The organism is Neobacillus cucumis (assembly GCF_002860255.1).
In the GTDB taxonomy this organism is placed as follows: domain Bacteria; phylum Bacillota; class Bacilli; order Bacillales; family Cytobacillaceae; genus Neobacillus; species Neobacillus cucumis_A.
This window is the reverse complement of sequence record NZ_PGVE01000004.1, coordinates 38321-63332: the sequence shown is the minus strand read 5'-3', so window position 1 is coordinate 63332 and position 25012 is coordinate 38321. Positions and strand designations below refer to the sequence as shown.

The 25012-nt window shown below is 41.1% G+C and carries 39 protein-coding genes; all 39 read right to left on the bottom strand.

The features are described from left to right. Positions 1 to 675 precede the first annotated feature (675 nt). Positions 676 to 1920, bottom strand: coding sequence for an MFS transporter (locus tag CVD27_RS00590; RefSeq protein WP_101645963.1), 1245 nt, complete (start codon positions 1918 to 1920; stop codon positions 676 to 678). 370 nt (positions 1921 to 2290) lie between these two features. Then, positions 2291 to 3433, bottom strand: a complete 1143-nt coding sequence (pqqE, locus tag CVD27_RS00585) for a pyrroloquinoline quinone biosynthesis protein PqqE (protein ID WP_101645962.1) — start codon at positions 3431 to 3433, stop codon at positions 2291 to 2293. Next, positions 3414 to 3752: a pyrroloquinoline quinone biosynthesis peptide chaperone PqqD gene (gene pqqD, locus CVD27_RS00580; protein ID WP_257984213.1), complete on the bottom strand. Its 339-nt coding sequence runs from the start codon at positions 3750 to 3752 to the stop codon at positions 3414 to 3416. The genes pqqE and pqqD overlap by 20 nt, the downstream gene beginning before the upstream one ends. Before the next feature lie 28 nt (positions 3753 to 3780). Then, positions 3781 to 4509 carry a pyrroloquinoline-quinone synthase PqqC gene (gene pqqC / locus CVD27_RS00575; protein WP_101645961.1) on the bottom strand — a complete coding sequence of 243 codons (729 nt, stop codon included), beginning with the start codon at positions 4507 to 4509 and terminating at the stop codon, positions 3781 to 3783. Between the two features lie 2 nt (positions 4510 to 4511). Then, the gene (gene pqqB, locus CVD27_RS00570; protein WP_257984212.1) at positions 4512 to 5438 is read right to left on the bottom strand and encodes a pyrroloquinoline quinone biosynthesis protein PqqB; all 927 of its coding nucleotides are present in this window, start codon (positions 5436 to 5438) and stop codon (positions 4512 to 4514) included. Beyond that, a complete protein-coding gene (locus CVD27_RS00565; protein ID WP_101645959.1) occupies positions 5434 to 5673 on the bottom strand; it encodes a hypothetical protein in 240 nt (79 codons plus the stop codon). Before CVD27_RS00565 ends, pqqB begins: the two co-directional genes overlap by 5 nt. Before the next feature lie 54 nt (positions 5674 to 5727). Then, positions 5728 to 5802 carry a pyrroloquinoline quinone precursor peptide PqqA gene (pqqA, locus tag CVD27_RS29025; RefSeq protein WP_205182009.1) on the bottom strand — a complete coding sequence of 25 codons (75 nt, stop codon included), beginning with the start codon at positions 5800 to 5802 and terminating at the stop codon, positions 5728 to 5730. Between the two features lie 325 nt (positions 5803 to 6127). Then, complete coding sequence (locus tag CVD27_RS00555; RefSeq protein WP_101645957.1) at positions 6128 to 6637, bottom strand: hypothetical protein; 510 nt, start codon at positions 6635 to 6637, stop codon at positions 6128 to 6130. 74 nt (positions 6638 to 6711) lie between these two features. Next, the gene (locus tag CVD27_RS00550) at positions 6712 to 8634 is read right to left on the bottom strand and encodes an outer membrane protein assembly factor BamB family protein (protein ID WP_257984211.1); all 1923 of its coding nucleotides are present in this window, start codon (positions 8632 to 8634) and stop codon (positions 6712 to 6714) included. 356 nt (positions 8635 to 8990) lie between these two features. After that, a complete protein-coding gene (gene rpsI / locus CVD27_RS00545; protein ID WP_098533175.1) occupies positions 8991 to 9383 on the bottom strand; it encodes a 30S ribosomal protein S9 in 393 nt (130 codons plus the stop codon). A 22-nt stretch (positions 9384 to 9405) separates the two neighbouring features. After that, positions 9406 to 9843 (bottom strand): 50S ribosomal protein L13, encoded by a 438-nt coding sequence (gene rplM, locus CVD27_RS00540; RefSeq protein WP_098533177.1) that lies wholly within the window; start codon positions 9841 to 9843, stop codon positions 9406 to 9408. Positions 9844 to 10095: 252 nt separating this feature from the next. Beyond that, on the bottom strand, positions 10096 to 10836 hold the full coding sequence (gene truA, locus CVD27_RS00535) for a tRNA pseudouridine(38-40) synthase TruA (protein WP_180960105.1): 741 nt from the start codon (positions 10834 to 10836) through the stop codon (positions 10096 to 10098). A gap of 12 nt (positions 10837 to 10848) precedes the next feature. Continuing rightward, positions 10849 to 11646 (bottom strand): energy-coupling factor transporter transmembrane component T family protein, encoded by a 798-nt coding sequence (locus CVD27_RS00530; protein ID WP_101645954.1) that lies wholly within the window; start codon positions 11644 to 11646, stop codon positions 10849 to 10851. Then, positions 11643 to 12509 (bottom strand): energy-coupling factor ABC transporter ATP-binding protein, encoded by an 867-nt coding sequence (locus tag CVD27_RS00525; RefSeq protein WP_101645953.1) that lies wholly within the window; start codon positions 12507 to 12509, stop codon positions 11643 to 11645. Before CVD27_RS00525 ends, CVD27_RS00530 begins: the two co-directional genes overlap by 4 nt. Further along, the gene (locus CVD27_RS00520; RefSeq protein ID WP_101645952.1) at positions 12485 to 13324 is read right to left on the bottom strand and encodes an energy-coupling factor ABC transporter ATP-binding protein; all 840 of its coding nucleotides are present in this window, start codon (positions 13322 to 13324) and stop codon (positions 12485 to 12487) included. Before CVD27_RS00520 ends, CVD27_RS00525 begins: the two co-directional genes overlap by 25 nt. 363 nt (positions 13325 to 13687) lie before the next feature. Beyond that, positions 13688 to 14050: a 50S ribosomal protein L17 gene (rplQ, locus tag CVD27_RS00515; protein WP_101645951.1), complete on the bottom strand. Its 363-nt coding sequence runs from the start codon at positions 14048 to 14050 to the stop codon at positions 13688 to 13690. 55 nt (positions 14051 to 14105) lie between these two features. After that, positions 14106 to 15050, bottom strand: coding sequence for a DNA-directed RNA polymerase subunit alpha (locus CVD27_RS00510; RefSeq protein ID WP_101645950.1), 945 nt, complete (start codon positions 15048 to 15050; stop codon positions 14106 to 14108). Positions 15051 to 15223: 173 nt separating this feature from the next. Further along, the gene (rpsK, locus tag CVD27_RS00505; protein WP_026574109.1) at positions 15224 to 15613 is read right to left on the bottom strand and encodes a 30S ribosomal protein S11; all 390 of its coding nucleotides are present in this window, start codon (positions 15611 to 15613) and stop codon (positions 15224 to 15226) included. Positions 15614 to 15635: 22 nt separating this feature from the next. Next, positions 15636 to 16001, bottom strand: coding sequence for a 30S ribosomal protein S13 (gene rpsM / locus CVD27_RS00500; RefSeq protein ID WP_098533190.1), 366 nt, complete (start codon positions 15999 to 16001; stop codon positions 15636 to 15638). Between the two features lie 21 nt (positions 16002 to 16022). Next, complete coding sequence (gene rpmJ / locus CVD27_RS00495) at positions 16023 to 16136, bottom strand: 50S ribosomal protein L36 (protein WP_000868344.1); 114 nt, start codon at positions 16134 to 16136, stop codon at positions 16023 to 16025. A 41-nt stretch (positions 16137 to 16177) separates the two neighbouring features. Further along, on the bottom strand, positions 16178 to 16396 hold the full coding sequence (gene infA, locus CVD27_RS00490) for a translation initiation factor IF-1 (RefSeq protein WP_007085268.1): 219 nt from the start codon (positions 16394 to 16396) through the stop codon (positions 16178 to 16180). Between the two features lie 276 nt (positions 16397 to 16672). Further along, complete coding sequence (locus CVD27_RS00485) at positions 16673 to 17323, bottom strand: adenylate kinase (protein ID WP_101645949.1); 651 nt, start codon at positions 17321 to 17323, stop codon at positions 16673 to 16675. A gap of 58 nt (positions 17324 to 17381) precedes the next feature. Then, positions 17382 to 18677, bottom strand: coding sequence for a preprotein translocase subunit SecY (gene secY, locus CVD27_RS00480; protein WP_101645948.1), 1296 nt, complete (start codon positions 18675 to 18677; stop codon positions 17382 to 17384). Further along, a complete protein-coding gene (rplO, locus tag CVD27_RS00475) occupies positions 18677 to 19117 on the bottom strand; it encodes a 50S ribosomal protein L15 (RefSeq protein ID WP_101645947.1) in 441 nt (146 codons plus the stop codon). Before rplO ends, secY begins: the two co-directional genes overlap by 1 nt. Before the next feature lie 32 nt (positions 19118 to 19149). Further along, on the bottom strand, positions 19150 to 19332 hold the full coding sequence (gene rpmD, locus CVD27_RS00470) for a 50S ribosomal protein L30 (protein WP_101645946.1): 183 nt from the start codon (positions 19330 to 19332) through the stop codon (positions 19150 to 19152). A 13-nt stretch (positions 19333 to 19345) separates the two neighbouring features. After that, positions 19346 to 19846: a 30S ribosomal protein S5 gene (gene rpsE, locus CVD27_RS00465; protein ID WP_101645945.1), complete on the bottom strand. Its 501-nt coding sequence runs from the start codon at positions 19844 to 19846 to the stop codon at positions 19346 to 19348. A 24-nt stretch (positions 19847 to 19870) separates the two neighbouring features. After that, entirely contained in the window at positions 19871 to 20233 is a 363-nt protein-coding gene (gene rplR / locus CVD27_RS00460) for a 50S ribosomal protein L18 (protein WP_101645944.1), read from the bottom strand. Positions 20234 to 20265: 32 nt separating this feature from the next. Then, a complete protein-coding gene (gene rplF, locus CVD27_RS00455; protein WP_101645943.1) occupies positions 20266 to 20802 on the bottom strand; it encodes a 50S ribosomal protein L6 in 537 nt (178 codons plus the stop codon). A gap of 31 nt (positions 20803 to 20833) precedes the next feature. Continuing rightward, positions 20834 to 21232, bottom strand: a complete 399-nt coding sequence (gene rpsH / locus CVD27_RS00450) for a 30S ribosomal protein S8 (protein WP_101645942.1) — start codon at positions 21230 to 21232, stop codon at positions 20834 to 20836. Positions 21233 to 21261: 29 nt separating this feature from the next. Continuing rightward, positions 21262 to 21447, bottom strand: a complete 186-nt coding sequence (gene rpsN, locus CVD27_RS00445; protein ID WP_007085277.1) for a 30S ribosomal protein S14 — start codon at positions 21445 to 21447, stop codon at positions 21262 to 21264. Positions 21448 to 21471: 24 nt separating this feature from the next. Next, a complete protein-coding gene (rplE, locus tag CVD27_RS00440) occupies positions 21472 to 22011 on the bottom strand; it encodes a 50S ribosomal protein L5 (RefSeq protein WP_101645941.1) in 540 nt (179 codons plus the stop codon). A 26-nt stretch (positions 22012 to 22037) separates the two neighbouring features. After that, entirely contained in the window at positions 22038 to 22346 is a 309-nt protein-coding gene (rplX, locus tag CVD27_RS00435) for a 50S ribosomal protein L24 (protein WP_101645983.1), read from the bottom strand. Between the two features lie 36 nt (positions 22347 to 22382). After that, positions 22383 to 22751: a 50S ribosomal protein L14 gene (rplN, locus tag CVD27_RS00430; RefSeq protein ID WP_034676100.1), complete on the bottom strand. Its 369-nt coding sequence runs from the start codon at positions 22749 to 22751 to the stop codon at positions 22383 to 22385. 39 nt (positions 22752 to 22790) lie between these two features. Further along, complete coding sequence (gene rpsQ, locus CVD27_RS00425) at positions 22791 to 23054, bottom strand: 30S ribosomal protein S17 (protein ID WP_101645940.1); 264 nt, start codon at positions 23052 to 23054, stop codon at positions 22791 to 22793. Positions 23055 to 23077: 23 nt separating this feature from the next. Beyond that, positions 23078 to 23278 (bottom strand): 50S ribosomal protein L29, encoded by a 201-nt coding sequence (gene rpmC, locus CVD27_RS00420; RefSeq protein ID WP_098533209.1) that lies wholly within the window; start codon positions 23276 to 23278, stop codon positions 23078 to 23080. Continuing rightward, on the bottom strand, positions 23268 to 23702 hold the full coding sequence (gene rplP / locus CVD27_RS00415; RefSeq protein ID WP_098533210.1) for a 50S ribosomal protein L16: 435 nt from the start codon (positions 23700 to 23702) through the stop codon (positions 23268 to 23270). The genes rpmC and rplP overlap by 11 nt, the downstream gene beginning before the upstream one ends. A 2-nt stretch (positions 23703 to 23704) precedes the next feature. Then, entirely contained in the window at positions 23705 to 24361 is a 657-nt protein-coding gene (gene rpsC / locus CVD27_RS00410) for a 30S ribosomal protein S3 (RefSeq protein ID WP_101645939.1), read from the bottom strand. A gap of 3 nt (positions 24362 to 24364) precedes the next feature. After that, positions 24365 to 24706 (bottom strand): 50S ribosomal protein L22, encoded by a 342-nt coding sequence (gene rplV, locus CVD27_RS00405; protein WP_098533214.1) that lies wholly within the window; start codon positions 24704 to 24706, stop codon positions 24365 to 24367. Positions 24707 to 24723: 17 nt separating this feature from the next. Then, positions 24724 to 25002, bottom strand: coding sequence for a 30S ribosomal protein S19 (gene rpsS, locus CVD27_RS00400; RefSeq protein ID WP_026565526.1), 279 nt, complete (start codon positions 25000 to 25002; stop codon positions 24724 to 24726). Positions 25003 to 25012 lie beyond the last annotated feature (10 nt).

The window sequence follows — 25012 nt, the reverse complement described above, 5'->3', positions numbered from 1 at the left end:
ACAGCAGTAGAAGTGGCTGTGTAGTAATTAATCGAAATATAGTCAATCGCTTTTTTTAAACGGTTCCGTTTCCAGTCGCAAAACCCAAAAATGAAATCGAAAATGTAGTCCAATTTGTACTGCTTTTTGTATCTGTTTTTGCAATTATAAAAAAATGCCTCAGTTCACTATACTGAGCCGTTTTTACTATCCATTTTTTTGTCAGTTGTACATAACGCCCCTGATACTTCAATTAGTAATTCCTAATTTTTCAAGAATCGCTACTCGTTAGTGGAAGTTTTAAAAATATCACCGGTTACACAAGTAAGGATAAGACTTCATCTTAACATATATATCCCAATTATAATGTGTTGTGTAGCATTTTTTGTAAGACAAATTGAGGGGGAAATTGTAGGGGTACAACAGCCATTGTACCCCCACATTTTAGGGTGCATTTCCCTATACAAATTTTTATGAAATTTCAGCACAAATGGTTTTACCCCAATAAAAAATGAGTGTCAATTTCATATGCAAATTGGCACTCATTTAAACTTACATTTTTAAGGTTTGCGATAGGGAACGGAACCCGTTACCATTTTATAGAGCTCCTTTTACTTATTTATATATTTTTAAACCGTCTACATGTTCTTTGGTTTTTTCAGAAACTCCAGGGACTGTATTTTTAACCTAAGACCCTCAACCCGATGAAGCATGCGATCTCATGCGAATATCGTAAGAAGAAAATAGTCTACCGTATAAATAAGCGAAACTGAGTTGTAGACATGAGGCTATGTAAAAAGGCAGGGATAGGGAACCCAATCCAAAAAGATAGCCTGTAATATACGGTCCAATGGAGGTGGGCAGCCTCATTGAAAAAAGATTGATGCTTGACGCAAAGCCGCTCCGCTGGTTACGTGTTAAACTCACACTTAGCGCCTGCTGTGCCCCCTGCGTACCTCGATTTAAAGCCGTTCGAAGCATATAAATGACAGAAACGAGTGCGTATGATGATAGTAAGGGCATCAAAATTAAAAGCAGACTTCCGATAAAACGGATGAAAACAATGGACCGGATTGTCCCATGTTTATGAGATAATCTTGCTTGTAAAATGGAGGTAATTCCGGTCATGAAGAAAGTAACAGCCAATGTGCTACCAATTTGAGCATGGCTTGCCCCAAATTTAGCCGAAAACCAATAGGACATCATCGGCCCGGTAAGCCCGATGGCAATCCCATTAAGTATGTTAATGGCTGCAAGTTTCAATACTGCTGCATTTTCTTCATGCAAGATTTTCTTTTCTTCATTCCTCCGTCCCTCTTTTTTGTTTCCTTGTCGGTTTTCGGCTTCTCCTCCTTGAATGGTTAGAATGATGGAGGCTGTGATCAACGATGCAACGAGAATATAGCAGAATAAAAGGACATAAGGAGATACTCCAGTTTTCAAAAGAGATGCAGCCCCCGCTAGCACTGCTCCAACCCCCATTCCGAAAAAACTGAGAGCATTATTCAAACTGTATATTCTGCCGCGTTCTGCTGTTGGGACAAAGGATGCCAGCCAGGCCTGCTCTGCAGGGGCACATGGACTGGGTGAACCAGCGTCTGCTTTTCCAAATCCAGAAAGTGTAATCGCAATAGACAAAAAAATGGGGTTAGTGGTTAATACCCCGACCAGTGCACATCCGGCGGTAACTAGTTCAGAAATAAGGACAAACGGTTTTCTGCCAAGCCTGTCACTATAAACACCTATAAAGGGTGCAAGGAAAACACCGAGTAATCCTCCTGCAGCAAGCACACTGCCAATCGCTGCCGTGCTCCACCCTAGCACATCGAGATACAAAGCTAGTTCCACTACCATCATGCCTTGTCCAATACTGCGAATAAAATTTATCAGCATGAGCCGCTTGACCACCGGGTGAATTTGATCAATTCCTGGAAACTTCATTTTGATCACTACCTTTTCATTTATGTAGGTAATATTTAGTTTACCCAGTTTCTACCTAAAATGCCGTCAATTCTCAATTTCCTTTATTTTATTTGATAAACAAACAAAGTTAACCGTGGCATTACCTATTTACAGAGGATTTATTGTAAATGGATGGATAACCTTAAGGACTGGAAAGGGAGATTTGATATACCAGGTAAATGGAAGGGACTTATTCAAAAATTTTAAAACAGAATATTGATATTTTGCTTACCATCACCCGGAAACCTCAGGGTATGCTAAGCCCTTTCACTATTGATATGAACAAAGACGAAAAAAAGTGGTGCTGCAGGGTATGTACGTGTCCCCTGCAGCACCACTTTGGTAACCCCTATTTTTTTAATAACCGTTTTATTGCAGATCGATCCTGAGAATACCTCCGATAGATTAGGGGTGAGGATGATTCAATCGGTTTGTTGTTGGCATCCTGTACAGCTTTTTCAATTAAATGATGTTCCGGTGCCCATTGGCAGACTGGGTCCGTCGCATAAGCATCTCCCGTTAAGGCAAAAGCCTGACAGCGGCAACCTCCTCCATCTTGGTGCCTTAAATCACAGCTGAGACAAGCTTGGGGCATCCCTTCTTCCCCCCGGAAACAGTTAAAAGATTCTGATTCATACCAAATATATTCTAGCGATGACTCACGGACGTTTTCAAAAGATAACCCTTTTATTATACCGGCGGTTGGACACGGCAGGGCAATTCCATTCGGCGCTACCGTAAGACCAATAGCTCCCCATCCCCCCATACAAGGCTTGGGTGCAGATGCATAATAATCAGGAATAACCCATATAATTTCCATTTTTTGCTTCAGTCGTGCTTTGGCGGCTTCATAGACTGCACTTGCACGCTCAATCTGGTCCCAGCTTGGCAGCAGTTTCTCCCGATTTAGCAGCGCCCAGTTATAATACTGGGTGTTCGCCAGCTCCAACCGTTCGGCCCCCATTTCTTCCGCAAACCGAATGATCTCATCCACCTGATCAAGATTCATTCGGTGTAACACCACATTTAATGATAAATGCATTTCTGCCTTTTTTACAGCAGTGATAGCTTCCCGTTTTTTTTCAAAGGCTTTGTATCCGCCGATAAAATCGGAAAGCTTCGCTTCTGCCGCTTGAAAGCTCACCTGCACATTTACTAAACCGGCTTCCTTAAGCCGTATCGCTTTTTCCGTTGTTAAGCCGATGCCGCTTGTAATGAGATTGCTATACATCTCTAATGCAGCAGCGTGTCTGATAAGGGGTTCCAGATCATCCCGCAAAAGCGGTTCGCCGCCAGAAAAATGAACTTCTACTACTCCCAATTCAGCAGCTTCCCACAAAACCCGGCTCCATTCCTCCGTTGAAAGTTCCATTGATTCTTTAGCCATTTCAATAGGGTTTGAACAATACGGACAATTCAAAGGACAGCGATGGGTTAACTCAGCAAGCAGCGAATAAGGAGGTTGAACCGCACTATGGTAATTCGCTTTCATGGTGAAGCACCACCCATCCCTGATCCGCCATCTCCTGTAAAAATCCGGAAATGTCTGCCTCCATTGTTTTCAAATCAGGCAAAGCACCCGAATTCCTAGTTTCTGAGCCTACCATTAGAGAGGTCCTGATGGATTCAGTGATGGTGTTCACGGTCTGGCTCCCGTCGCATAAACGAAGGATCGATGCTGCCGTTTCGTTTAGGACTACAACCTTTTCCGGTAGCAAAAGGAGATGTTTTTCTCTCACCTTATCAAATTTTAATCGCGCCTTTGCAGCGAGTTTTGGAAGACTGCCAGCTACAAAAATAAACTCCACCACCAATCATTTATTCTTCCCATTTTACGATTCAGGGATAGGCCTTTTCAATCGCATCAAGCTGTGCCCATAATACATCACATTTGAACCGCAAGGCGTTAACAGCCCGTTGCTGTGCTTCTGGTGTTTGACAATGAGTTAAAACAAGTCTAAGTGCCACATCCGAATCACTTGGTGCTTGAGTCAAGCGGCTTTGAAAATAATCAAGCCCTGAACGGTCAATCCAAGGATACAGCTGCTCAAAAACTTTTATCCTTTTTGAGATAAGGTCAGGCGAGAACAATTCCGTCAAGCTGGAGGCAACAGCTTCAATCCACGGTTTTGTCCGGGCGAAGTTCACATAAGCATCCACAGCAAATCGAACACCCGGGACAACATGTTCCTCCCGTATGACTTCTTCCCGAGACAATCCTACCGCTTCTCCCAACCGCAGCCATGCTTCAATGCCGCCATCTTCTCCAGGCCTTCCGTCATGATCAAGAATACGGCCGATCCACTCTCGCCTCATTTCCCTTGACGGCAGATTGGACAGGATGGCTGCATCTTTAATTGGGACTGATTTCTGGTAGTAGTATCGGTTGGCCACCCAGCCGCGGATCTGTTCTTTGCTTAAGTTTCCTTGGTGCATTACGATATGAAATGGATGTTTGTCATGATAGGAAGAACGCCCTACATTCCTTAGCCGCCCCGTGAATTCATCCGCCGTCCAAAGCTCCTCTCTTTCTTTATTACGGTTGACGAATCCTTTTTGTTCCAGCATCATCACACCTCCAGTTCCATGCCATCATAGGCAACTTCAATACCAAGCCGCTCTAATATATTCCTTTCCACTGAATCCTTTTTCAAAATAGGGTTGCTGTTATTAATGTGGATTAGAATTTTTCTTTCTGCCGGGAAAGAGGCTAATAATTCCAAAGTGCCTGTTGGTCCGCTAATCGGTAAGTGGCCCATGCTTTTTGCGTCACGAGCGGCTGCCCCCATCCCGGTTAATTCATCTTCCGACCAAAAAGTTCCATCTACCATCAGGATATCGGCTTTTTTTAAGCAAGCTTCTATAGCAGGAGTGATCTTTTCTAATGTAGGAAAAAAAGCAAGACACCTGCCCGAACCCTCATTATGAAGAACAAGTCCAACCTCCCAAATCTCTTCATGACAGTCCAGCTCTTGGGTCGACTTGGCATAGAGCGGCGGTTTTTTCGAAACGGGAACCGGCTCCACGATGATGGTTCCTCCATCTTCTTCATGTAATGGTCCCACTTTTTGCCGAATGCCTGGATTAAAAGACTGCCATTCCCATGAACAATAGTTTTTTAGCATTGGAAACACCGGAAAAGCGGACTGCAAGCAGCTTCTTACCATCTTGGTCCCATAAATCGTCATACTAGAGCCCTCCCGCAGTGACAATAACCCGATCGTATGGTCGAGCTCCGCATCGGTTAAAAAAACACCTGCAATAGGGGTCTCTCTTATCCCAGGACCTGCATTTAGGGAAGCAAACGATTCAATTTGCCTGAGAATATCCGGGCCTGCATTGATGAGGTACCAGTCCTTTTCATTGGCAGTTACCGCAAGCGAAGATTGTAATAACGGCCGGAGTGAATCGTTTCCTGAGCGGACAGCCCGACAATTGGGACAGGCACAGTTCCACTGCGGAAAACCTCCTCCAGCCGCTGCTCCTAATACTCTAATTCGAATTTGGTTTCAGTCCCTTCCCTTCAATGAGGGCATTGTTTTTTTCAATATTCTTCGATTTTCCAAATAACCTGCCAACCTGCCAACCTATCGCCATATTTACTACAGCCATCAGGATAAATAGCAAATAGTCCCCTATTGGATCAGGAAGCAGGAGATCGACAAGCAGCCATCCTCCTGCTGTAGCACCCCCGACCATCAAGCCCATCACTGATTTTAAGTAACGATTCATTGGCACACCCTCCGTGTTTTGGTAAAATCATGAACAAGAGGCAAACAGTCTGTGTTACTTGGCGATGTACGAATACATCGTCACCTCGCAAGACGTGTTGATAATTTCGTACTCAGGCTTTAACCACATGTGCTCCCCCCCTTTCAAGACACCTTCAATAATAATTATTTATTAAAGGGGTGTCGTATTTTACTTTTCAAAACTATCTTATGTCGGCTGAAACACCAAAATAACTAAAAATTCAACCTGAAGTTGTCCAAAAGTAAACTCGTATTTTGCAAAATGCTGCAAATTTACCTGACAAAAAAAACAACCTGAGCTTATCAAAACTCAGGTTAAAAACATCCATTTATTCACAAATTCTTCAATTGTAAACGGTCTTTAATACTTCAAAAGATTTATCCCGTACGATTTAAGTATGATACGTGATACTTTTAGTTTTTCAACATCTACCTCAGTACTGACTACTCTTTAACATAAAATTAACTGTCCATTGACCCTTTTGATTCACTATGCCATGTGTATGAAATGACATTTCAGTATTATCGGTTCGGTAATGATGCATCTGTGCTATTATCGTTCCTTTATACTCATTATTACTTACTTTCTTAAACGATTCTGATTCCTCACGAACTAACGTATGCCCAATCCAAATATACGGGTTTTCAATTAAACTTTTAGTATTCGAACTAACTTGTATATTTGAATTTGAGGTTATCGTATAATGCAGCTGAATGTCTTGGCCGTGGTTTATTATGGAATAGTCATTGATGGTTAACCTGATTCCGTTATCCTCGGATGAACCTAAGCCTTTACTCGATTGAGCATTAGTCAAAGTTGGGAAGGCAAATCCAAAGAGTAAGGAAATACATAAGGCGGCACCAATGAATCGCACGGTATAGTTCGGTAATTTCCTCATTTTAACACCATCCTTATTTTTCGTGAATATCTGATGTTTCGCCAATCTATATTCATCCTTTTAAGAAACAATCTGAGTCCGTTAAAGGAATCAGACTCGGATTGCTTCTAGAGTAAAAATCATTTCTTTTTGGATAGCCAATCTGCTAGTGCTTCAGCCTCTGCACCTTTAGCTAGGCCCGCTGGCATGCGATCGCCGCCATTTAGTATTTGATTCAATATTTCATCTTTGGTCATAGTTTTACCTATGTGTTGAAGATTTGGAGCTGTTGCGCCCTGAAGCTGATCCCCGTGACAAGATACACAACTTCTTTTGTAAACCTTTTCCGGATCGATAACAACGTCTGCTTCCCCTTGTAATTTTGCATTTTTATTTATAGCTCCAGGTTTTAACTTCCCTCCGAGACCATAAACAACAACCTTCGTACCGCCAGTAATGACTGCAACATATTCTTTGCCGTCAACTGTATATATGGAAGGTGCCATTTTGATTTGTTTTCCTCCACTTTGCATACTCCATAATACTTTACCTGTTTTAATATCAAGAGCATTTACGTTTCCACCCAATTCCCCGTAAAAAGCAAGACCGGCAGCAGTACTTGTGAAACCGCCATACATCGGATCGTCCGTTTTATTTTGATATACTTTTTTCCCTGTATTCATATCAATTGCTGTAATGGTACCAGAAACATCAACATCCTTTGGCAAAGGAAGGATCTTTGTTCCTGGGAAGGTATTATTATCTTTTGCAATCTCTTCTGCATCTTTAGCTGCTACCATTAAATTAGGACTATTAATACCTGGAATAAGCACATAGTTGGTTTCAGGGTCATAAGTCTCTGGAGCATAGCTTTCTCCACCTGGCGTTCCTGGCCATTGAAGTACAGCTTTACTCTCATCGCTTGGTACGTCTGAATGTTGAATTTTTACAAAAGGTACCCCATCATAAATGGTTTTCCCTGTTTTTGCGTCCCATGCATACCACTTTCCATTCTTACCGCCTTCAACCACAACCTTTTGTTTTTTCCCACCCACCTTTGCATTGAGAATCATCGGTGTTGCGGCAGCGTCATAATCCCATATATCATGGTCTACTTGATTGGATGACCACTTAAATTTCCCTGTTTTACTATCTAAAGCAACAATAGAATCGGTATATGGATTTTTTCCTTTTCTATCTGCATCGTAAAAGTCCGGAGCTGGATTCCCTACTGCAAAATACATCATGTCAGTATCTGGATCAAATGACATCGGTGTCCATACGGAGCCTCCGCCCGTATATTTACCCTTCGCCCAGCCCGTTCCTCTTTCAGGAACGGTCCAAAACGGCTCTTTCCATAGCGGTTCCAAGGTATCTGCTTTAAACGCCCAAACAAAACCTCGTGTACCATTATCACCGCCACTGCTTCCAACGTAAACGTTGCCATCATAATACATCGGAGCTGAAGATTCATAATATCTGTTTTCCAACTTGATAGAAGGTTCATGGTCCCAAAAGTTGACCATTTTTAACAGTTTTCCGTTCTTCGCATCAAGTTTAGCCAGCCGATTATCTATCATTAAGACAAATACATTTCCATTGGCCACTGCGACACCCCTGCTTGCCACATTGGACTGCCATGGCAAACTATTAAGATGATCAAGTACGTCCTTGGGCGGTGTCCATACCCATAGTTTCTTTCCACTTGCGGCATCAATCGCAAACACATGATTTTTCGCGCTGGTCACATACATGACCCCGTCGTGGATGACAGGGAAATCCTCTTGTAAATTTGGAACATCCTTATTCCAATCTAATATATCCTGCTGCCATGCAATCCCCATTTTTTTTACATTAGCTTTTGTAATCTCTTTATAGGGCACATGTCGGGTATGTTGAAAGTCATACCCCCAATTTGGGAATCCTGTCTCATCTTCCTGATTTGCCTGGTTGGATTCCTTGGTTTCCCCTTTGTTTTTTGCATTATTCTTGTTATTCGACTGACAGCCAACTATAACCATACTCGCTAGCAAAACTAAACCTAATGACTTTAAAAATCGCATCACGGAAATACCCTCCTGACATTATGAAATAATAAATTGAATTTTTGATGATAAATTATTCCACTTAGAGTCTTTAAACCTCCTTAAGGATTCTAATTTTTATAAGAACAATGGTATAATTACCCAAAGCACAAAAATTATGCAAATAGCAACTAATTTTTCCTTCCACTTTTAAAAATGCTAGTGATTAGTTTTCGATGAATTCAACTTTATCTCATAAATGATGACCAATCCCCTTAATGAACAAATAGTTCTTTAATCAAAAGTTTAATTGTACTGTTGTACGATCAATTACTCATTTTAAGCATAAAAAAGACCCCCAGCCAAAATGACTGAGAGTCTTTGAAACGCCAAAATTAACGTTTTGAGAACTGAGGCGCACGACGAGCACCTTTAAGACCGTATTTCTTACGCTCTTTCATACGTGCATCACGAGTTAATAAACCTGCGCGCTTTAATGTTGGACGGAATTCTGGATCAGCTTGAAGTAATGCACGGGCAATACCGTGGCGGATTGCGCCAGCTTGACCAGTGTATCCACCGCCGCTTACGTTTACAAGAACATCATAGCTGCCAACTGTTTCAGTTGCAACTAGTGGTTGTCTTACAACAACACGTAATGCTTCGAATGGGATATAATCTTCGATTTCACGACCATTAACTACAATTTTACCTGTGCCAGGAACTAAGCGCACACGTGCGACAGAGCTCTTACGGCGACCAGTACCGATATATTGAACTTGTGCCATAGTTTTTGTCCCTCCCTCTTAATTAACCGCGAAGTTCGTAAACTTCAGGTTTTTGTGCTTGGTGTGGATGCTCACTGCCAGCATACACGTGTAATTTTTTGAACATTTGACGACCAAGAGAATTCTTTGGAAGCATGCCTTTAACAGCAAGCTCGATCATTTTCTCAGCGTAGTTTGTACGCATTTCAAGAGCAGTTCTAGTTTTCAAACCACCTGGGTGCATTGTGTGACGGTAGTAGATCTTGTCAGTTAATTTCTTACCAGTTAGTTCTACTTTAGAAGCATTAAGGATAATTACATTATCACCAGTGTCAACATGTGGTGTAAAAGTTGGTTTGTTTTTACCGCGTAAGATTGAAGCTACTTCAGAAGCAAGACGACCAAGAGTTTTGCCTTCTGCATCAATCACATACCATTTACGCTCGATATTGTTGGCATTTGCCATAAACGTTGAACGCATGAGTTTCCCTCCTATTAAATCCATTAAAGATTATTATTTTCGCACTTTTAAAGCTATCAGCGTTCTATTCTGTTCCGGGAATAAACATCTAATGCCCTCGTGCAGTAATTTTTCAAATCATATATTTTCAATCACGATGAAGACTTTCCGGGGCTTTATCGTGGGATTAAAAACACGCACATTTAATATAATAAATACTACAGGTCTAAATGTCAAGAAAATGTTACACCAGGTTAGGTTGTTTTAGAAATTTTAATCATAAAATACTTTCCAAAGATATAGACCTTGAGATGGAGCGGTCTTACCGGCAACACGGCGATCCTTTTCTCCCAAAATATCCACCATTTGTTCCGGCTTTCGTTTTCCAGTACCAACTTCTATTAAAGTACCTGTCAGAATGCGAACCATGTTATATAAAAACCCATTACCCACAAAACGAAGCGTCAGAAAATCCCCATCAAGGAAAAAATCAATCGTCTCAATGGTGCGAATTCTATCCTCAACCTCCGTCTTTGCAGAGCAAAAACTCGTAAAATCATGGGTCCCAATGAAATGACGACTCGCTTGCATCATAGCCTCTAAATTTAATGAGTAGGGATATTGATAAGCAAAATGCCGCTGAAAGGGATCCCTTTTCTTCGAAAGCTGCAGGACATAGTGATATTCTTTTCCTCTCGCATCAAATCTAGCATGAAACGACGAATCTACTTTTATAACTGAAAGGACAGATATATCCACCGGCAGCAGTGAATTAAGGGCTATTTCCCATTTTTCCTCTGAAATCGGAAGGGGTGAATCAAAATGAATGACCTGCCCTTTTGCATGGACTCCTGCATCAGTTCTTCCAGATGCAGAAACTTTAATAGGCTTCCCTTTATGCATCTTAGCTAAGACTGCTTCCAGTTCGGATTGAACGGTACGTTTATTTGGCTGAACTTGGTAACCGGAAAACCCTGATCCATCATAAGAAATAATCGACTTATACCTTTGCATCATTTCGCTCCATTATGACCGTAATAGGATTAGTAAAATAGTTAACACAGCTAATAAAAGGATTTGGATTGTATCCACTGTTCCCCAGCTGAGCTGACGGTATTTTGTCCTTCCCTCACCGCCGCGGTAGCCCCGTGCCTCCATGGCTATAGCAAGCTCCTCTGCACGTTTAAAGGCGCTGACAAACAAAGGAATCAAAAGCGGAATTACCGCTTTCATCCGCTCCTTTAACGGTCCGCTGTCAAACTCAACACCTCGAGCAATTTGTGCTTTCATAATCTTGTCCGTTTCCTGCATCAGCGTAGGGATAAAACGTAAAGAGATAGACATCATTAACGCCATCTCATGTACTGGAAACCGGATCTTCTTTAATGGATTTAAAAGAGTTTCCATACCATCTGTGATTTCAATCGGACTTGTCGTTAGTGTCAATAAAGATGTCATAAGAATTAAGAAGAAGAATCTGAGGGAAATAAAGATCCCTTGTCTAACTCCTTCTTCATATATCTCTACAGGTCCAAATTTAAATAGAAGGTCCCCTTGCTTAGTAAAAAATAACTGCAGGATTAAAGTAAATAAAACAAGCCATATTACCGGTTTGAGCCCACCGTATAAAAAACGGGCAGGAATCTTTGACATACCAAGCATATAGAAAGTATAAATACCAATAAGTGCATAGGTAATCCAGTTATTAGCCAAAAAGATAATACAAACAAATAAAAAGATAATGACCAGTTTTGAGCGAGGGTCCATTTTGTGAACAGTTGAATCCGCAGGGACATAACGGCCAAAAATCATTTTTTCCATCATGAGCGGACACCCCTGCTTAATACCTCAGTAACCTCTGACGTTAATTCGTCAATCGTGAGATAAATTTTATCTAGCTTTATGCCTTGCTCTTCTAGCTTTAACTGAAAACGAACTACTTCCGGTACATCTAGCCCCATTTTCAATAGCTCATCCGTTGAAGAGAAGATTTCCTCAGGAGTCCCTTTTTTCGCCACTTTCCCTTGCTGCATGATCACAATTTGGTCGGCATACCTTGCAGCATCTTCCATACTATGAGTAACTAGGATGGTAGAGAGTTTTCTTTCCTTATGGAGTGCATAAAACATATCCATAATTTCTTTACGGCCTCTCGGATCTAAACCTGCCGTAGGCTCGTCTAGGACGATGACCTCAGGTTCCATTGCGAGTACACCCGCAATAGCCACACGCCTCATTTGCCCGCCTGATAGATCAAATGGCGATTTTTCTAAGATATCTTCTGTAAGGCCGACTTGTTTTAAGGCACGTCTTGCCCTCTCCTTAGCCTCCGTTTCGGAGACACCAAAATTCATTGGGCCAAAAATAATATCCTTTTCAACAGTTTCCTCAAATAATTGATGCTCTGGGAATTGAAACACTATCCCTACCTTTTGTCGGACAGGTTTTAACTGTTTATTTTTTTGCCCTGCTATAATTTCATGCTGACCGATTTTCACCTTCCCATTGGAGGGCTGCAGGAGTGCATTTAAGTGCTGCAAGACTGTTGATTTCCCCGAACCAGTATGACCAATAATGGCCAAATAGGTGCCTGCTGGAATTTCAATGGAGACATCTTCAATGGCCAGCCGCTCAAAAGGTGTATTTGCTTGATATCGGTAATCTACATGCTGAAGCGAGATGTCCATAACTCTGTCACCAACTCTTCTTCCGATAAATAATACTTTGATAGTTTCAATCCATGCTGACGAAATGCCTTACTCATTTTAACTGAGAAAGGAATGTCTAATCCTAATTCAATCAATTGTTCATCCATGGCAAAAATCTCTTCTGGTGTGCCCTCACGAAATACTTCTCCACGATTCATTACAATAATTCGGTCAGCTTTAGCTGCCTCGTCAAGGTCATGGGTAATGGAGATAACGGTTAAGGACTTCTCTTGTTTTAACAAACGAACTGTCTCCAATACTTCCTCACGCCCTCTAGGATCCAGCATAGAGGTTGCTTCATCGAGAATTATAATTGACGGCCTTAACGCTAAAACACCAGCAATGGCTACGCGTTGCTTCTGTCCACCTGATAGATGGTGTGGCTCTTGATATAGAAATTGATCCATCTTTACTTTTTTCAATGAATCCTCCACACGCTGCACCATTTCTTCACGAGGTACCCCATTATTTTCTAAACCAAAAGCCACATCATCCTGTACCGTCGTTCCCACAAATTGGTTATCAGGATTTTGAAAAACCATTCCAATTCTTTTTCGAATGTCCCAAATCGTTTCTTCCGTCAGCTTTAAGTTATCAATAAGGATTTCGCCTTCTTGGGGAAACTGAAGACCGTTTAATAATTTTGCCATAGTTGATTTACCAGAGCCATTATGCCCGACAATAGCGAGCCATTCACCTTCATAGATATCAAAGCTCACATTTTTCAGGGCATAGCGTTCCTGTGTATCATATTGAAAAGAAATTCCCTTAAGAGATACAATTGACTTTTTCATCGCACAATTCTCCCTAGCTAGACTATACTCTGCTCGTGTTCTCATTCATTAATATATAACAAAAAAAGCCCGCACCTCGTCCCTAAGCAGTACTTATTCAACTGCAGATAAAGGGATTTCTAAAAAGAAATGGGAGGAGGTGCATGAGCTAGACGAGACGTGAAGAAGAAAACACATATCCTTAAACGTTTTCATTCAAAGAATTAGAATATAACCTTTTGGCCCCAATAGATTGAGGTCACGCTCATCATAACACTCGTTTGGCTTGTGTCGCAATACTATTAAAATTTCCTTTACAGAAAAAGGGCAAAGAACAAGTTTGATTTTAAACTGTCCAGCGCCCTTGTTGTCTGTTAAAGTGTATTAAACTAACTCGATAATAACCATTGGCGCACCGTCACCGCGGCGAGGTCCAAGTTTCATAATACGAGTGTATCCACCTTGACGCTCTTGGTAACGTGGAGCGATATCAGCGAAAAGTTTTTGAACTGCATCTTGACCATTTTCAGCATTTGCTACTTCGTGACGAACGTAAGAAGCAGCTTGACGGCGAGCATGTAGATCTCCGCGTTTACCAAGTGTGATCATTTTTTCAACAGTTGAACGAATTTCTTTCGCACGAGTTTCTGTTGTTTCGATGCGCTCGTTGATAATTAAATCTGTAGTTAAATCACGTAGCATAGCTTTACGCTGTGCGCTTGTGCGTCCTAACTTTCTGTATGCCATGAAGGGTTCCCTCCTTTGTTGAAGTCATAAAACGGATATCAGCTTTTACTCTCGACTAGTCGTCTTTACGTAAGCCTAATCCAAGCTCTTCTAGTTTTGCCTTCACTTCTTCAAGTGATTTACGGCCTAAGTTACGAACTTTCATCATATCTTCTTCAGTCTTATTAGCTAATTCCTGAACAGTGTTGATTCCAGCACGTTTTAAGCAGTTATAAGAACGAACAGAAAGGTCTAGTTCTTCAATAGTCATTTCAAGAACTTTTTCTTTTTGATCTTCTTCTTTTTCAATCATAATTTCAGCATTTTGAGCTTCGTCGGTTAAACCTACGAATATATTCAAATGCTCGGTCAAAATTTTCGAACCAAGAGCAATCGCTTCTTTTGGCCCAGTGCTTCCATCTGTCCAAACATCAAGCGTTAGCTTATCATAATTTGATAATTGACCTACACGAGTGTTTTCTACCTGATATGACACACGAGCAACAGGCGTATAAATTGAATCAATTGGAATAACACCGATCGGTTGATCTTCTCTTTTGTTCTGTTCAGCCGGAGTGTATCCACGACCGCGTTTAGCCGTTAAACGCATGCGAAGATGTCCATTTGCAGCTAATGTAGCAATATGAAGGTCTGGATTTAAAATCTCAACATCACTATCATGCGTAATATTGCTTGCCTTGACAGGTCCTTCACCCTGCACATCAATCTCAAGAGTTTTCTCTTCGTCAGAGTAGATTTTTAACGCTAATTTTTTAATGTTTAAAATGATGGATGTTACATCCTCTACGACGCCTTCAATTGTTGAGAACTCATGAAGTACCCCATCGATTTGAATCGATGTAACAGCGGCACCTGGGAGTGAAGATAATAGGATACGACGTAAGGAGTTACCCAAAGTGGTACCATATCCACGCTCAAGTGGCTCTACGACGAACTTTCCGTACTTGGCATCATCGTTGATCTCAATCGTTTCGATTTTTGGTTTTTCTATTTCGATCATCAAATAACCCTCCTTCAAAACGTCGAAACTTCATTAGGTATTCCTAACTGAAATTCCCCCATGTATACGTTCCCGTTTTGTGCACAACAACTGGAATAAATCTTCTGTATTAGTGCAAATAATTAATATCATATCCCATTATAGACACATGATACAAATTCTATACAGAAAAATTAAACACGACGACGTTTTGGTGGACGGCATCCATTATGAGGAACAGGTGTAACGTCTTTAATAGCAGTTACTTCTAGACCAGCAGCTTGAAGAGCACGGATGGCAGCTTCACGGCCTGCACCAGGTCCTTTAACAGTAACCTCTAATGTCTTCATACCATGTTCAATGGAAGTCTTAGCTGCAGTTTCAGCTGCCATTTGAGCTGCGAATGGAGTAGATTTACGAGAACCTTTAAATCCAAGCGCACCTGCACTTGACCAAGAAATTGCATTCCCATGAACATCAGTGATAGTTACAATCGTATTGTTAAAAGTTGAACGGATATGAGCGATCCCAGATTCAATATTCTTTTTAACACGACGTTTACGTGTATTAGTTTTACGTGCCATTTAAATTAACCTCCTTTGCCGATTACTTCTTCTTGTTCGCAACAGTCTTACGAGGACCTTTGCGTGTACGAGCGTTGTTTTTCGTATTTTGTCCACGAACCGGTAAACCACGACGGTGACGTAATCCGCGGTAGCAGCCGATTTCCATTAAACGCTTAATGTTAAGAGAAATTTCACGGCGAAGATCACCCTCGACTTTTAATTTGTCGATGATGTCACGGATTTTGTTTAATTCGTCTTCAGTTAAATCACGTACACGAGTATTTTCAGAAACACCAGCTTCAGCTAATACTTTTTGTGCAGTGGCTTTACCAATACCATAAATGTAAGTCAAAGAGATAACTACACGCTTTTCACGTGGAATATCTACACCAGCAATACGTGCCATAATGAGCGCACCTCCTTAAAATTAACCTTGTTTTTGTTTATGTTTAGGGTTTTCACAGATAACCATAACTTTTCCGCGTCTACGGATAACTTTGCACTTTTCGCAGATCGGTTTGACAGATGGTCTTACTTTCATTATCCTAACCTCCTTAATAGTACGGAGTGCAAGCAAGCAGTTTATTTGAAGCGGTAGGTAATTCTTCCGCGTGTTAAGTCATATGGAGAAAGCTCAACTGTTACTTTATCACCAGGAAGAATTCGAATAAAATGCATACGAATTTTACCGGAAACATGAGCCAGCACTGTATGACCATTTTCTAATTCTACCTTAAACATCGCATTTGGCAAAGTTTCAATAACTTTACCTTCAATTTCAATAACATCGTCTTTGGCCATTGTCTCGTCTCCCTTCTAATTTCAAAAATAGTGTTCGAAAATGTAATGCAAACCTTTTAATCGTACAACAATAGCAACCTTTTAATATTACCATATTGTTCGTCATCTGTCCGCAAGTTTTTTCTACATAAGCAGAATAAGTAATTCCTCATGTAAGTCTTGCCCAACTCTCGGTTCTACATACTCAGTATTATAGAAAAGCAATTTTCTAGCACATACTTCTGAAACTTCTTGAAGAGTTGTCGAGAGTCGCTCGCACGGTTGTACCAATGACCATTAACGTAAGTCCTCTAGTAATTGTTCGATATCAGCAAATACTTTACGAATATCCTGCTGACCATCGATCGTGCGAAGATAGCCTTTTGTTTCATAGAAAGTTAGTAATGGCTCTTGTTGTTTGATATTAACATCTAATCGATTTTGAACTGTTTCAGCATTATCATCCGCTCTTTGGTACAGTTCTCCGCCACATTTGTCGCAGACACCCTCTTTTGCAGGAGGATTAAAGATTAAATGATAAGTTGAACCACATTCCTTACAGATTCGACGTCCTGTCAAACGGTCCATTAATATACTTCTATCAACATTAATATTGATTACATAGTCTATCTTTTTATTTAAATCAGTGAGTAGATTTTCCAAAGCCTCAGCTTGAGGTACAGTTCTAGGAAAACCGTCTAAAAGGAAACCCTTTTGACAATCCTCTTTGCTTAGTCTTTCACGAACAATGCCAATTGTAACCTCATCAGGTACAAGTTCACCCTTATCCATGAATGATTTCGCTTGTAAGCCTAGTTCTGTTCCTTCTTTCATCGCTGCACGGAACATATCTCCAGTTGAGATATGAGGGATGCCGTATTCTTCGACGATTCTTTCAGCTTGTGTGCCTTTTCCAGCACCCGGAAGCCCCATTAATACTAAATTCACACGTGTTCCCCCTCGTGCTATAAGTTGGTTTCAGGGACCAAAAGGGCCCTAAAACCTTTTATTTTATAAAGCCTTTATAATGACGTTTAACAAGCTGTGCCTCAAGCTGTTTATACGTATCAAGCGCAACGCCGACAACGATCAACAAACTAGTTCCACCAATTTGAGCAGATTGCGGTAGGTTCGCTAATTTTATAAAAATAGTAGGAAGTATCGCAATAATGGTTAAGAAAATGGCACCCACAAATGTTAAACGGTATAGGACGCGAGTTAAGTATTCCTGTGTGCTTTTACCTGGACGAATGCCAGGAATATAGCCGCTTTGCTTTTGTAAGTTTTCCGCTGCTTGTTCAGGGTTAACTTGAATGAAAGCATAGAAATAAGTGAACGCGATAATTAAGATTGCATATAGCGTCATCCCAATAGGATGCGTGTAATCGAGATATTTTGTAATCCAGAGAGTTACGTCATTTGTAGGAAAAAATGAAGCAATCGTTCTTGGCGTTACAATAAAGGACACCGCAAAGATAACAGGGATTACACCCGCAGCGTTAACTTTTAACGGCATATGAGTGGACTGTCCGCCAACAGGATTACGTCCCGTAACCATGCGCTTAGCATATTGAATTGGAATTTTACGATTGGCTTGCTGTATGAAGATAACTCCAACTACGATCGCAATTACTGCAAGTACAATTACTAGTACTGTAACAATACGTAGGAATAGTGCTTCACCTGCATTCTCAAATTGCTGTACATAAATTTGATTAACTGTGTTTGGGATACCAGCTGCAATCCCCGCAAAGATGATAATAGAAATACCATTTCCTACACCTTTTTCAGTAATTTGCTCGCCCAGCCACATCAAAAATGAAGTACCCGCTGTTAGCGTAACTGCAATAAGAAGATAAGTGCCAATACCAGGGTTCTCAATCAATTGACCGCTGGCTAGGTTGTTAAAACCATAGGACATACCTAATGCTTGGATAAATCCAAGCACAACAGTAAAGTATCGGGTAAATTGGGCAATCTTGCGACGGCCTGCTTCACCTTGCTTGGACCATTCCGTAAACTTTGGAACAACATCCATTTGTAAAAGCTGAATGATAATCGATGCAGTAATGTAAGGCATAATACCCATTGCAAAGATGGAGAATTGTTTTAATGCTCCACCTCCGAAGGTATTAAGGATACCGAAAACACTTAGCTTATCTTGATTAGCAAGAACTTCAGCATTTACGTTCGGTACAGGAATAAATGTACCTAGTCGAAAAACGACTAACATTAAAAGGGTGAAAATGATTTTACGTCTTATCTCACCCACGCGCATAAAATTGGAGATAGTCTGGAACATTAGATCACCTCAGTAGTTCCACCAGCAGCTTCGATCGCTTCCTTAGCAGCAGAGGAGAATTTGTGAGCTTTAACAGTCAACTTTTTCTCTACGTTCCCTTTAGCAAGAATTTTGATCCCTGCTTTTTCGTTACTTACTACGCCTGTTTCGATAAGAAGTTCTGGAGTAACTTCTGTACCTTCTTCAAAGCGATTTAAAGCATCAAGGTTAACAACTGCATATTCTTTACGGCTGATATTAGTAAAACCACGTTTTGGTAAACGACGATATAAAGGTGTTTGACCACCCTCGAATCCAACGCGTACACCGCCGCCAGAACGAGCATTTTGACCTTTATGACCTTTACCTGCTGTTTTACCTTGACCAGAACCGATACCGCGGCCTAGACGCTTACGTTCGTGACGTGAACCTTCTGCAGGTTTTAATTCATGAAGTTTCATATTGGCACCTCCTTATGAAAGAAAACAACTAATTATTGTTCTTTTACTGTTACAAGGTGAGCAACTTTATTGATCATACCGCGAATAGCAGCATTATCTTGATGCTCAACTGTTTGATTCACTTTACGTAATCCTAATGCTGTTACTGTTGCACGTTGGTCTTCAGGGCGACCAATTACGCTGCGGCTAAGGGTAACTAATAGTTTGTTCGCCATTTGAATTCCCCCCTTATCCTAACAGTTCTTCTACTGATTTACCGCGTAGTTTTGCTACGTCTTCAGCACGTTTTAATTGTTTTAAACCATCAATTGTAGCACGTACCATGTTAATTGGAGTGTTCGTTCCTAGTGACTTAGAAAGGATATCAGCAACACCTGCTAATTCTAATACTGCACGAACTGGTCCACCAGCGATAACTCCTGTACCTTCAGAAGCAGGTTTTAATAGAATTTCACCAGCACCAAAACGTCCAATTACTTGGTGAGGAACAGTAGTTCCAACCATTGGCACTTCCACTAAATTTTTCTTAGCATCTTCGATGGCTTTACGGATCGCATCTGGTACCTCTTGCGCTTTACCAGTACCGAAACCTACATGACCGTTTTTATCCCCAACTACTACAAGAGCAGAGAAACGGAAACGACGTCCACCTTTAACAACTTTCGCAACACGGTTAACCGTTACTACGCGTTCTTCAAGTTCAAGTTTGTTTGGATCAATACGACGCATCTTTTTGTGTCCCTCCTTTGACTATTAAAATTGTAAGCCGTTCTCACGAGCAGCATCAGCTAATGCTTGCACACGTCCGTGATATAGGTATCCCCCACGGTCAAATACAACAGCAGTGATACCTTTTTCAACCGCACGTTTAGCGACTAATTCTCCGACCTTTTTAGCAGCTTCAACGTTTCCAGTAGATTCAAGACCGAAATCTTTTTCTATAGTAGAAGCACTTGCTAAAGTGACACCATTCATGTCATCGATAACTTGTGCATAAATGTGTTGATTTGAACGGAACACATTTAGACGTGGACGAGATGAAGTACCGCTAAGTTTCGCACGAACACGAGCATGTCTTTTCTTGCGAGTAGCGTTCTTATCTTGCTTCGTAATCATTTAGGTCACTCCTTTCGTTTACTTATGCGGCATTACTTACCAGTTTTACCTTCTTTACGACGTACAAATTCACCTTCGTAACGGATTCCTTTACCTTTATAAGGCTCTGGAGGACGAACTTGACGGATATTGGCTGCTAATGCACCAACACGTTCCTTGTCAGTACCTTTTACAATGATCTTTGTATTGGCAGGCACTTCAATTTCAAGGCCAGCTTCAGGTTCGATTTCAACTGGATGAGAGTAACCAACGTTTAATACAAGCTTGTTACCTTGCTTTTGTGCACGGTATCCACCCCCGATTAGCTCTAAGCCTCTAGTGAAGCCAGTGGAAACACCTTCAACCATGTTTGCGATTACCGCACGAGTTGTACCGTGCAATGCGCGGTGTTCTTTCACGTCAGATGGACGAGTGATTGTTACAATGTTTTCTTCTACGTTAATTGTGATATCAGGATTAAAAGTACGAGTTAGTTCGCCTTTAGGTCCCTTAACAGTCACAGTATTGTTGTTTAATGTAACCGTAACTCCTGCTGGAATTTCGATTGGTTTTTTTCCTACGCGAGACATTTAGTGCACCTCCATTCATTCAAAAACTCGATTACCAAACGTAAGCTAATACTTCGCCGCCGATTTGTTTTGCACGAGCTTCTTTATCAGTAATAACACCAGTAGATGTTGAAACTAATGCGATACCAAGACCGTTAAGTACACGTGGTACCTCATTTGATTTAGCGTAAACTCGAAGACCAGGCTTGCTTATGCGCTTAAGACCAGTAATAACACGTTCGTTATTTGCACCGTACTTTAAGAAGATACGGATAATCCCTTGTTTGTTGTCTTCGATAAACTCAACGTCACGTACGAAACCTTCGCGCTTTAAGATCTCAGCGATTTCTTTCTTTACATTAGAAGCAGGCACTTCTAATTTTTCGTGACGTACCATGTTCGCATTACGAATGCGAGTAAGCATATCAGCAATTGGATCTGTCATGACCATTATTTTTACCTCCTTCCCAACTTCTAGTTTTACCAGCTAGCTTTTTTAACACCAGGAATTTGTCCTTTGTATGCTAATTCACGGAAACAAATACGGCAAAGCTTAAATTTACGGTATACAGAGTGTGGACGGCCGCAACGTTCGCAGCGTGTGTACTCTTGTACTTTGAATTTAGGCGTGCGCTGTTGTTTCGCAATCATTGACTTTTTAGCCACGTTTTCGCCTCCCTTATTTAACGATTACTTTTGGAATGGCATTCCAAATTGAGTTAAAAGTTCACGTGATTCTTCATCAGTGTTTGCAGTCGTTACGATAACGATATCCATACCACGAACTTTGCTTACTTTATCATAATCAATTTCAGGGAAGATTAATTGTTCTTTGATACCTAAAGTGTAGTTACCGCGACCATCAAAGGCTTTTTTAGAAACCCCACGGAAGTCACGTACACGAGGTAAAGAAACGGAAACTAATTTATCCAAGAATTCGTACATGCGCTCACCGCGAAGTGTTACCTTTGCACCGATTGGCATACCTTCACGAAGACGGAAACCAGCGATAGATTTTTTCGCGCGAGTTACAACTGGTTTTTGACCAGTAATAGTTGTTAACTCCTCAACAGCATTGTCAAGTGCTTTTGCATTTGCAACTGCGTCACCAACACCCATGTTGATTACGATCTTTTCAATTTTTGGAACTTCCATAATTGATTTATAGTTGAACTTGCTCATTAGAGCAGGTGTTACATCTTTAATAAACTTTTCTTTTAGGCGGTTCATTCATTGTACCTCCCTTCTTTTTTAAACTATTTATCTAATACTTCACCGGATTTTGCTACGCGTACTTTCTTACCATCAACCGTTTTGTAACCTACACGAGTTGGGTTACCAGTTTTAGGATCGATAGGCATTACGTTTGATACATGGATAGGAGCCTCAAAGCTGATAATTCCGCCTTGTGGGTTCACTTGAGAAGGCTTAGAGTGTTTTTTCACAATGTTAACACCTTCAACCAATACACGGCTTTCTTTTGGATAAGCAGCTAGGATCACACCTGTTTTGCCTTTATCCTTACCAGAGATGACTCTTACTTTATCACCTTTTTTTACATGCATCATTTAGCACCTCCTTAAAGGCAATTGATTTTAAAATTATAGTACTTCTGGAGCTAAAGAAACGATTTTCATAAAGTTGTTGTCGCGAAGTTCGCGGGCAACTGGTCCAAAGATACGAGTTCCACGAGGGCTCTTATCATCTTTGATAATAACACATGCGTTTTCATCGAAACGGATGTATGACCCATCAGGACGACGTGCACCGCTCTTTGTACGAACGATAACTGCCTTAACAACGTCACCCTTTTTAACAACGCCACCTGGTGTTGCTTGTTTTACTGTACAAACGATGACATCACCAATACCAGCGGTTTTGCGGCCAGAACCACCAAGAACTTTAATCGTTAGTACTTCACGAGCACCAGAGTTGTCAGCAACTTTTAAACGTGATTCTTGTTGAATCATGTGTGTAACCTCCCTTCGGAATGAAGCTTATCCGAACAATTAAATGATAACTGCTTTTTCTACTACTTCGACTAAACGGAAGCGTTTAGTAGCTGAAAGTGGGCGAGTTTCCATGATGCGTACAACATCGCCGATTTTTGCCTGGTTTTGCTCATCATGAGCTTTGAATTTTTTAGAGTACTTAACGCGTTTACCGTATAGTGGATGCTTTTTGTAAGTTTCAACAAGAACAGTAACGGTTTTATCCATTTTGTCAGAAACTACGCGTCCAGTGTAAACTTTGCGCTGGTTACGTTCACTCATTCTGTGAACCTCCTCTCAGGTAATTACTTATTAACGCTGATTTCTCTTTCACGAACAACTGTCTTCATGCGAGCAATCGATTTGCGTACTTCACGAATACGAGCTGTGTTTTCAAGTTGTCCTGTCGCCAATTGAAAGCGAAGGTTGAAAAGCTCTTCTTTTAATGATTTAACTTTTTGTTCTATTTCAGCAGTGGTAAGTTCACGTAGTTCATTAGCTTTCACTTGATTCACCACCAATTTCTTCACGTTTTACAAACTTACATTTTACAGGAAGTTTGTGCATAGCAAGACGAAGCGCTTCACGAGCGATCTCTTCAGATACACCAGCGATTTCGAACATGATTTTTCCAGGCTTAACAACAGCTACCCAACCTTCAGGCGCCCCTTTACCAGAACCCATCCGGACTTCTAGCGGCTTAGCAGTGTAAGGCTTGTGAGGGAAAATTTTAATCCAAACTTTACCGCCACGTTTCATGTAACGAGTCATCGCAATACGAGCTGCTTCGATTTGACGATTTGTAATCCAAGAAGCTTCTAAAGCTTGTAGGCCGTATTCACCGAAAGTTACTTCAGTACCGCCCTTAGCTTGACCGCGCATCTTCCCACGGTGTTGACGGCGATATTTTACGCGTTTTGGCAATAACATAATTATTTGCCTCCTTCCGCATTTTTCTTCTTAGTAGGAAGGACTTCTCCCTTATAGATCCATACTTTAACGCCTAGCTTACCATAAGTAGTATCAGCTTCAGCTGTAGCATAGTCGATATCAGCGCGAAGTGTATGAAGTGGAACAGTTCCTTCACTGTAGTGTTCAGAACGAGCAATATCAGCTCCGCCTAAACGACCAGATACCATTGTTTTAATACCTTTTGCACCTGCGCGCATTGCACGTTGAATAGCTTGCTTTTGTGCACGACGGAAGGATACACGGTTTTCTAATTGACGAGCAATATTTTCAGCAACTAGTTTAGCATCAACGTCAGCTCTCTTGATTTCAAGAATGTTGATGTGAACGCGTTTGCCAGTTAATTGATTTAATGCTTTACGAAGTGCTTCAACTTCAGTACCGCCTTTACCGATAACCATACCTGGTTTCGCAGTATGAACAGTTACATTCACACGGTTAGCAGCACGTTCGATTTCTACTTTAGAAACAGAAGCATCTTTTAAACGCTTCGTGATATACTCACGAACTTTAAGGTCTTCGTGTAAAAGTTCAGCGAAGTCTTTACCTGCGTACCACTTAGATTCCCAATCACGGATGATTCCGATACGCAAACCGACTGGATTTACTTTTTGACCCACAGCTTATCCCTCCTTCTTTTCTGTTAAAACGATAGTAATGTGGCTTGTGCGTTTGTTGATTTGGCTAGCACGGCCCATAGCACGAGGACGGAAACGTTTTAAAGTTGGTCCTTCGTCAACGAATGCTTGTGCAACAACTAGATTGTTAACGTCCATTTCATAGTTGTGCTCAGCATTTGCCATAGCAGATTTTAATACTTTCTCTACGATTGGAGAAGCAGCCTTAGGAGTGAGATTTAAAATCGCCACCGCTTCACCAACTTGCTTACCTCGGATTAAATCAACGACTAAACGTGCTTTACGAGGAGCAATACGAACTGTTCTTGCAACAGCTTTAGCTTGCATTTGGATGCCCTCCTCTCTTAACGTCTTGTTTTCTTGTCATCATTACCATGGCCTTTGTAAGCACGAGTTGGAGCGAATTCTCCAAGCTTGTGTCCTACCATGTCTTCAGTAACATATACAGGCACATGTTTGCGACCATCATAAACTGCGATAGTGTGGCCGATAAATTGTGGGAAGATCGTAGAACGGCGAGACCAAGTTTTAATAACTTGTTTACTCTCAGTTTCATTTAACTTTTCGACCTTAACCATTAAATGATCATCAACAAATGGTCCTTTTTTCAAGCTGCGACCCATGAAGGAACCT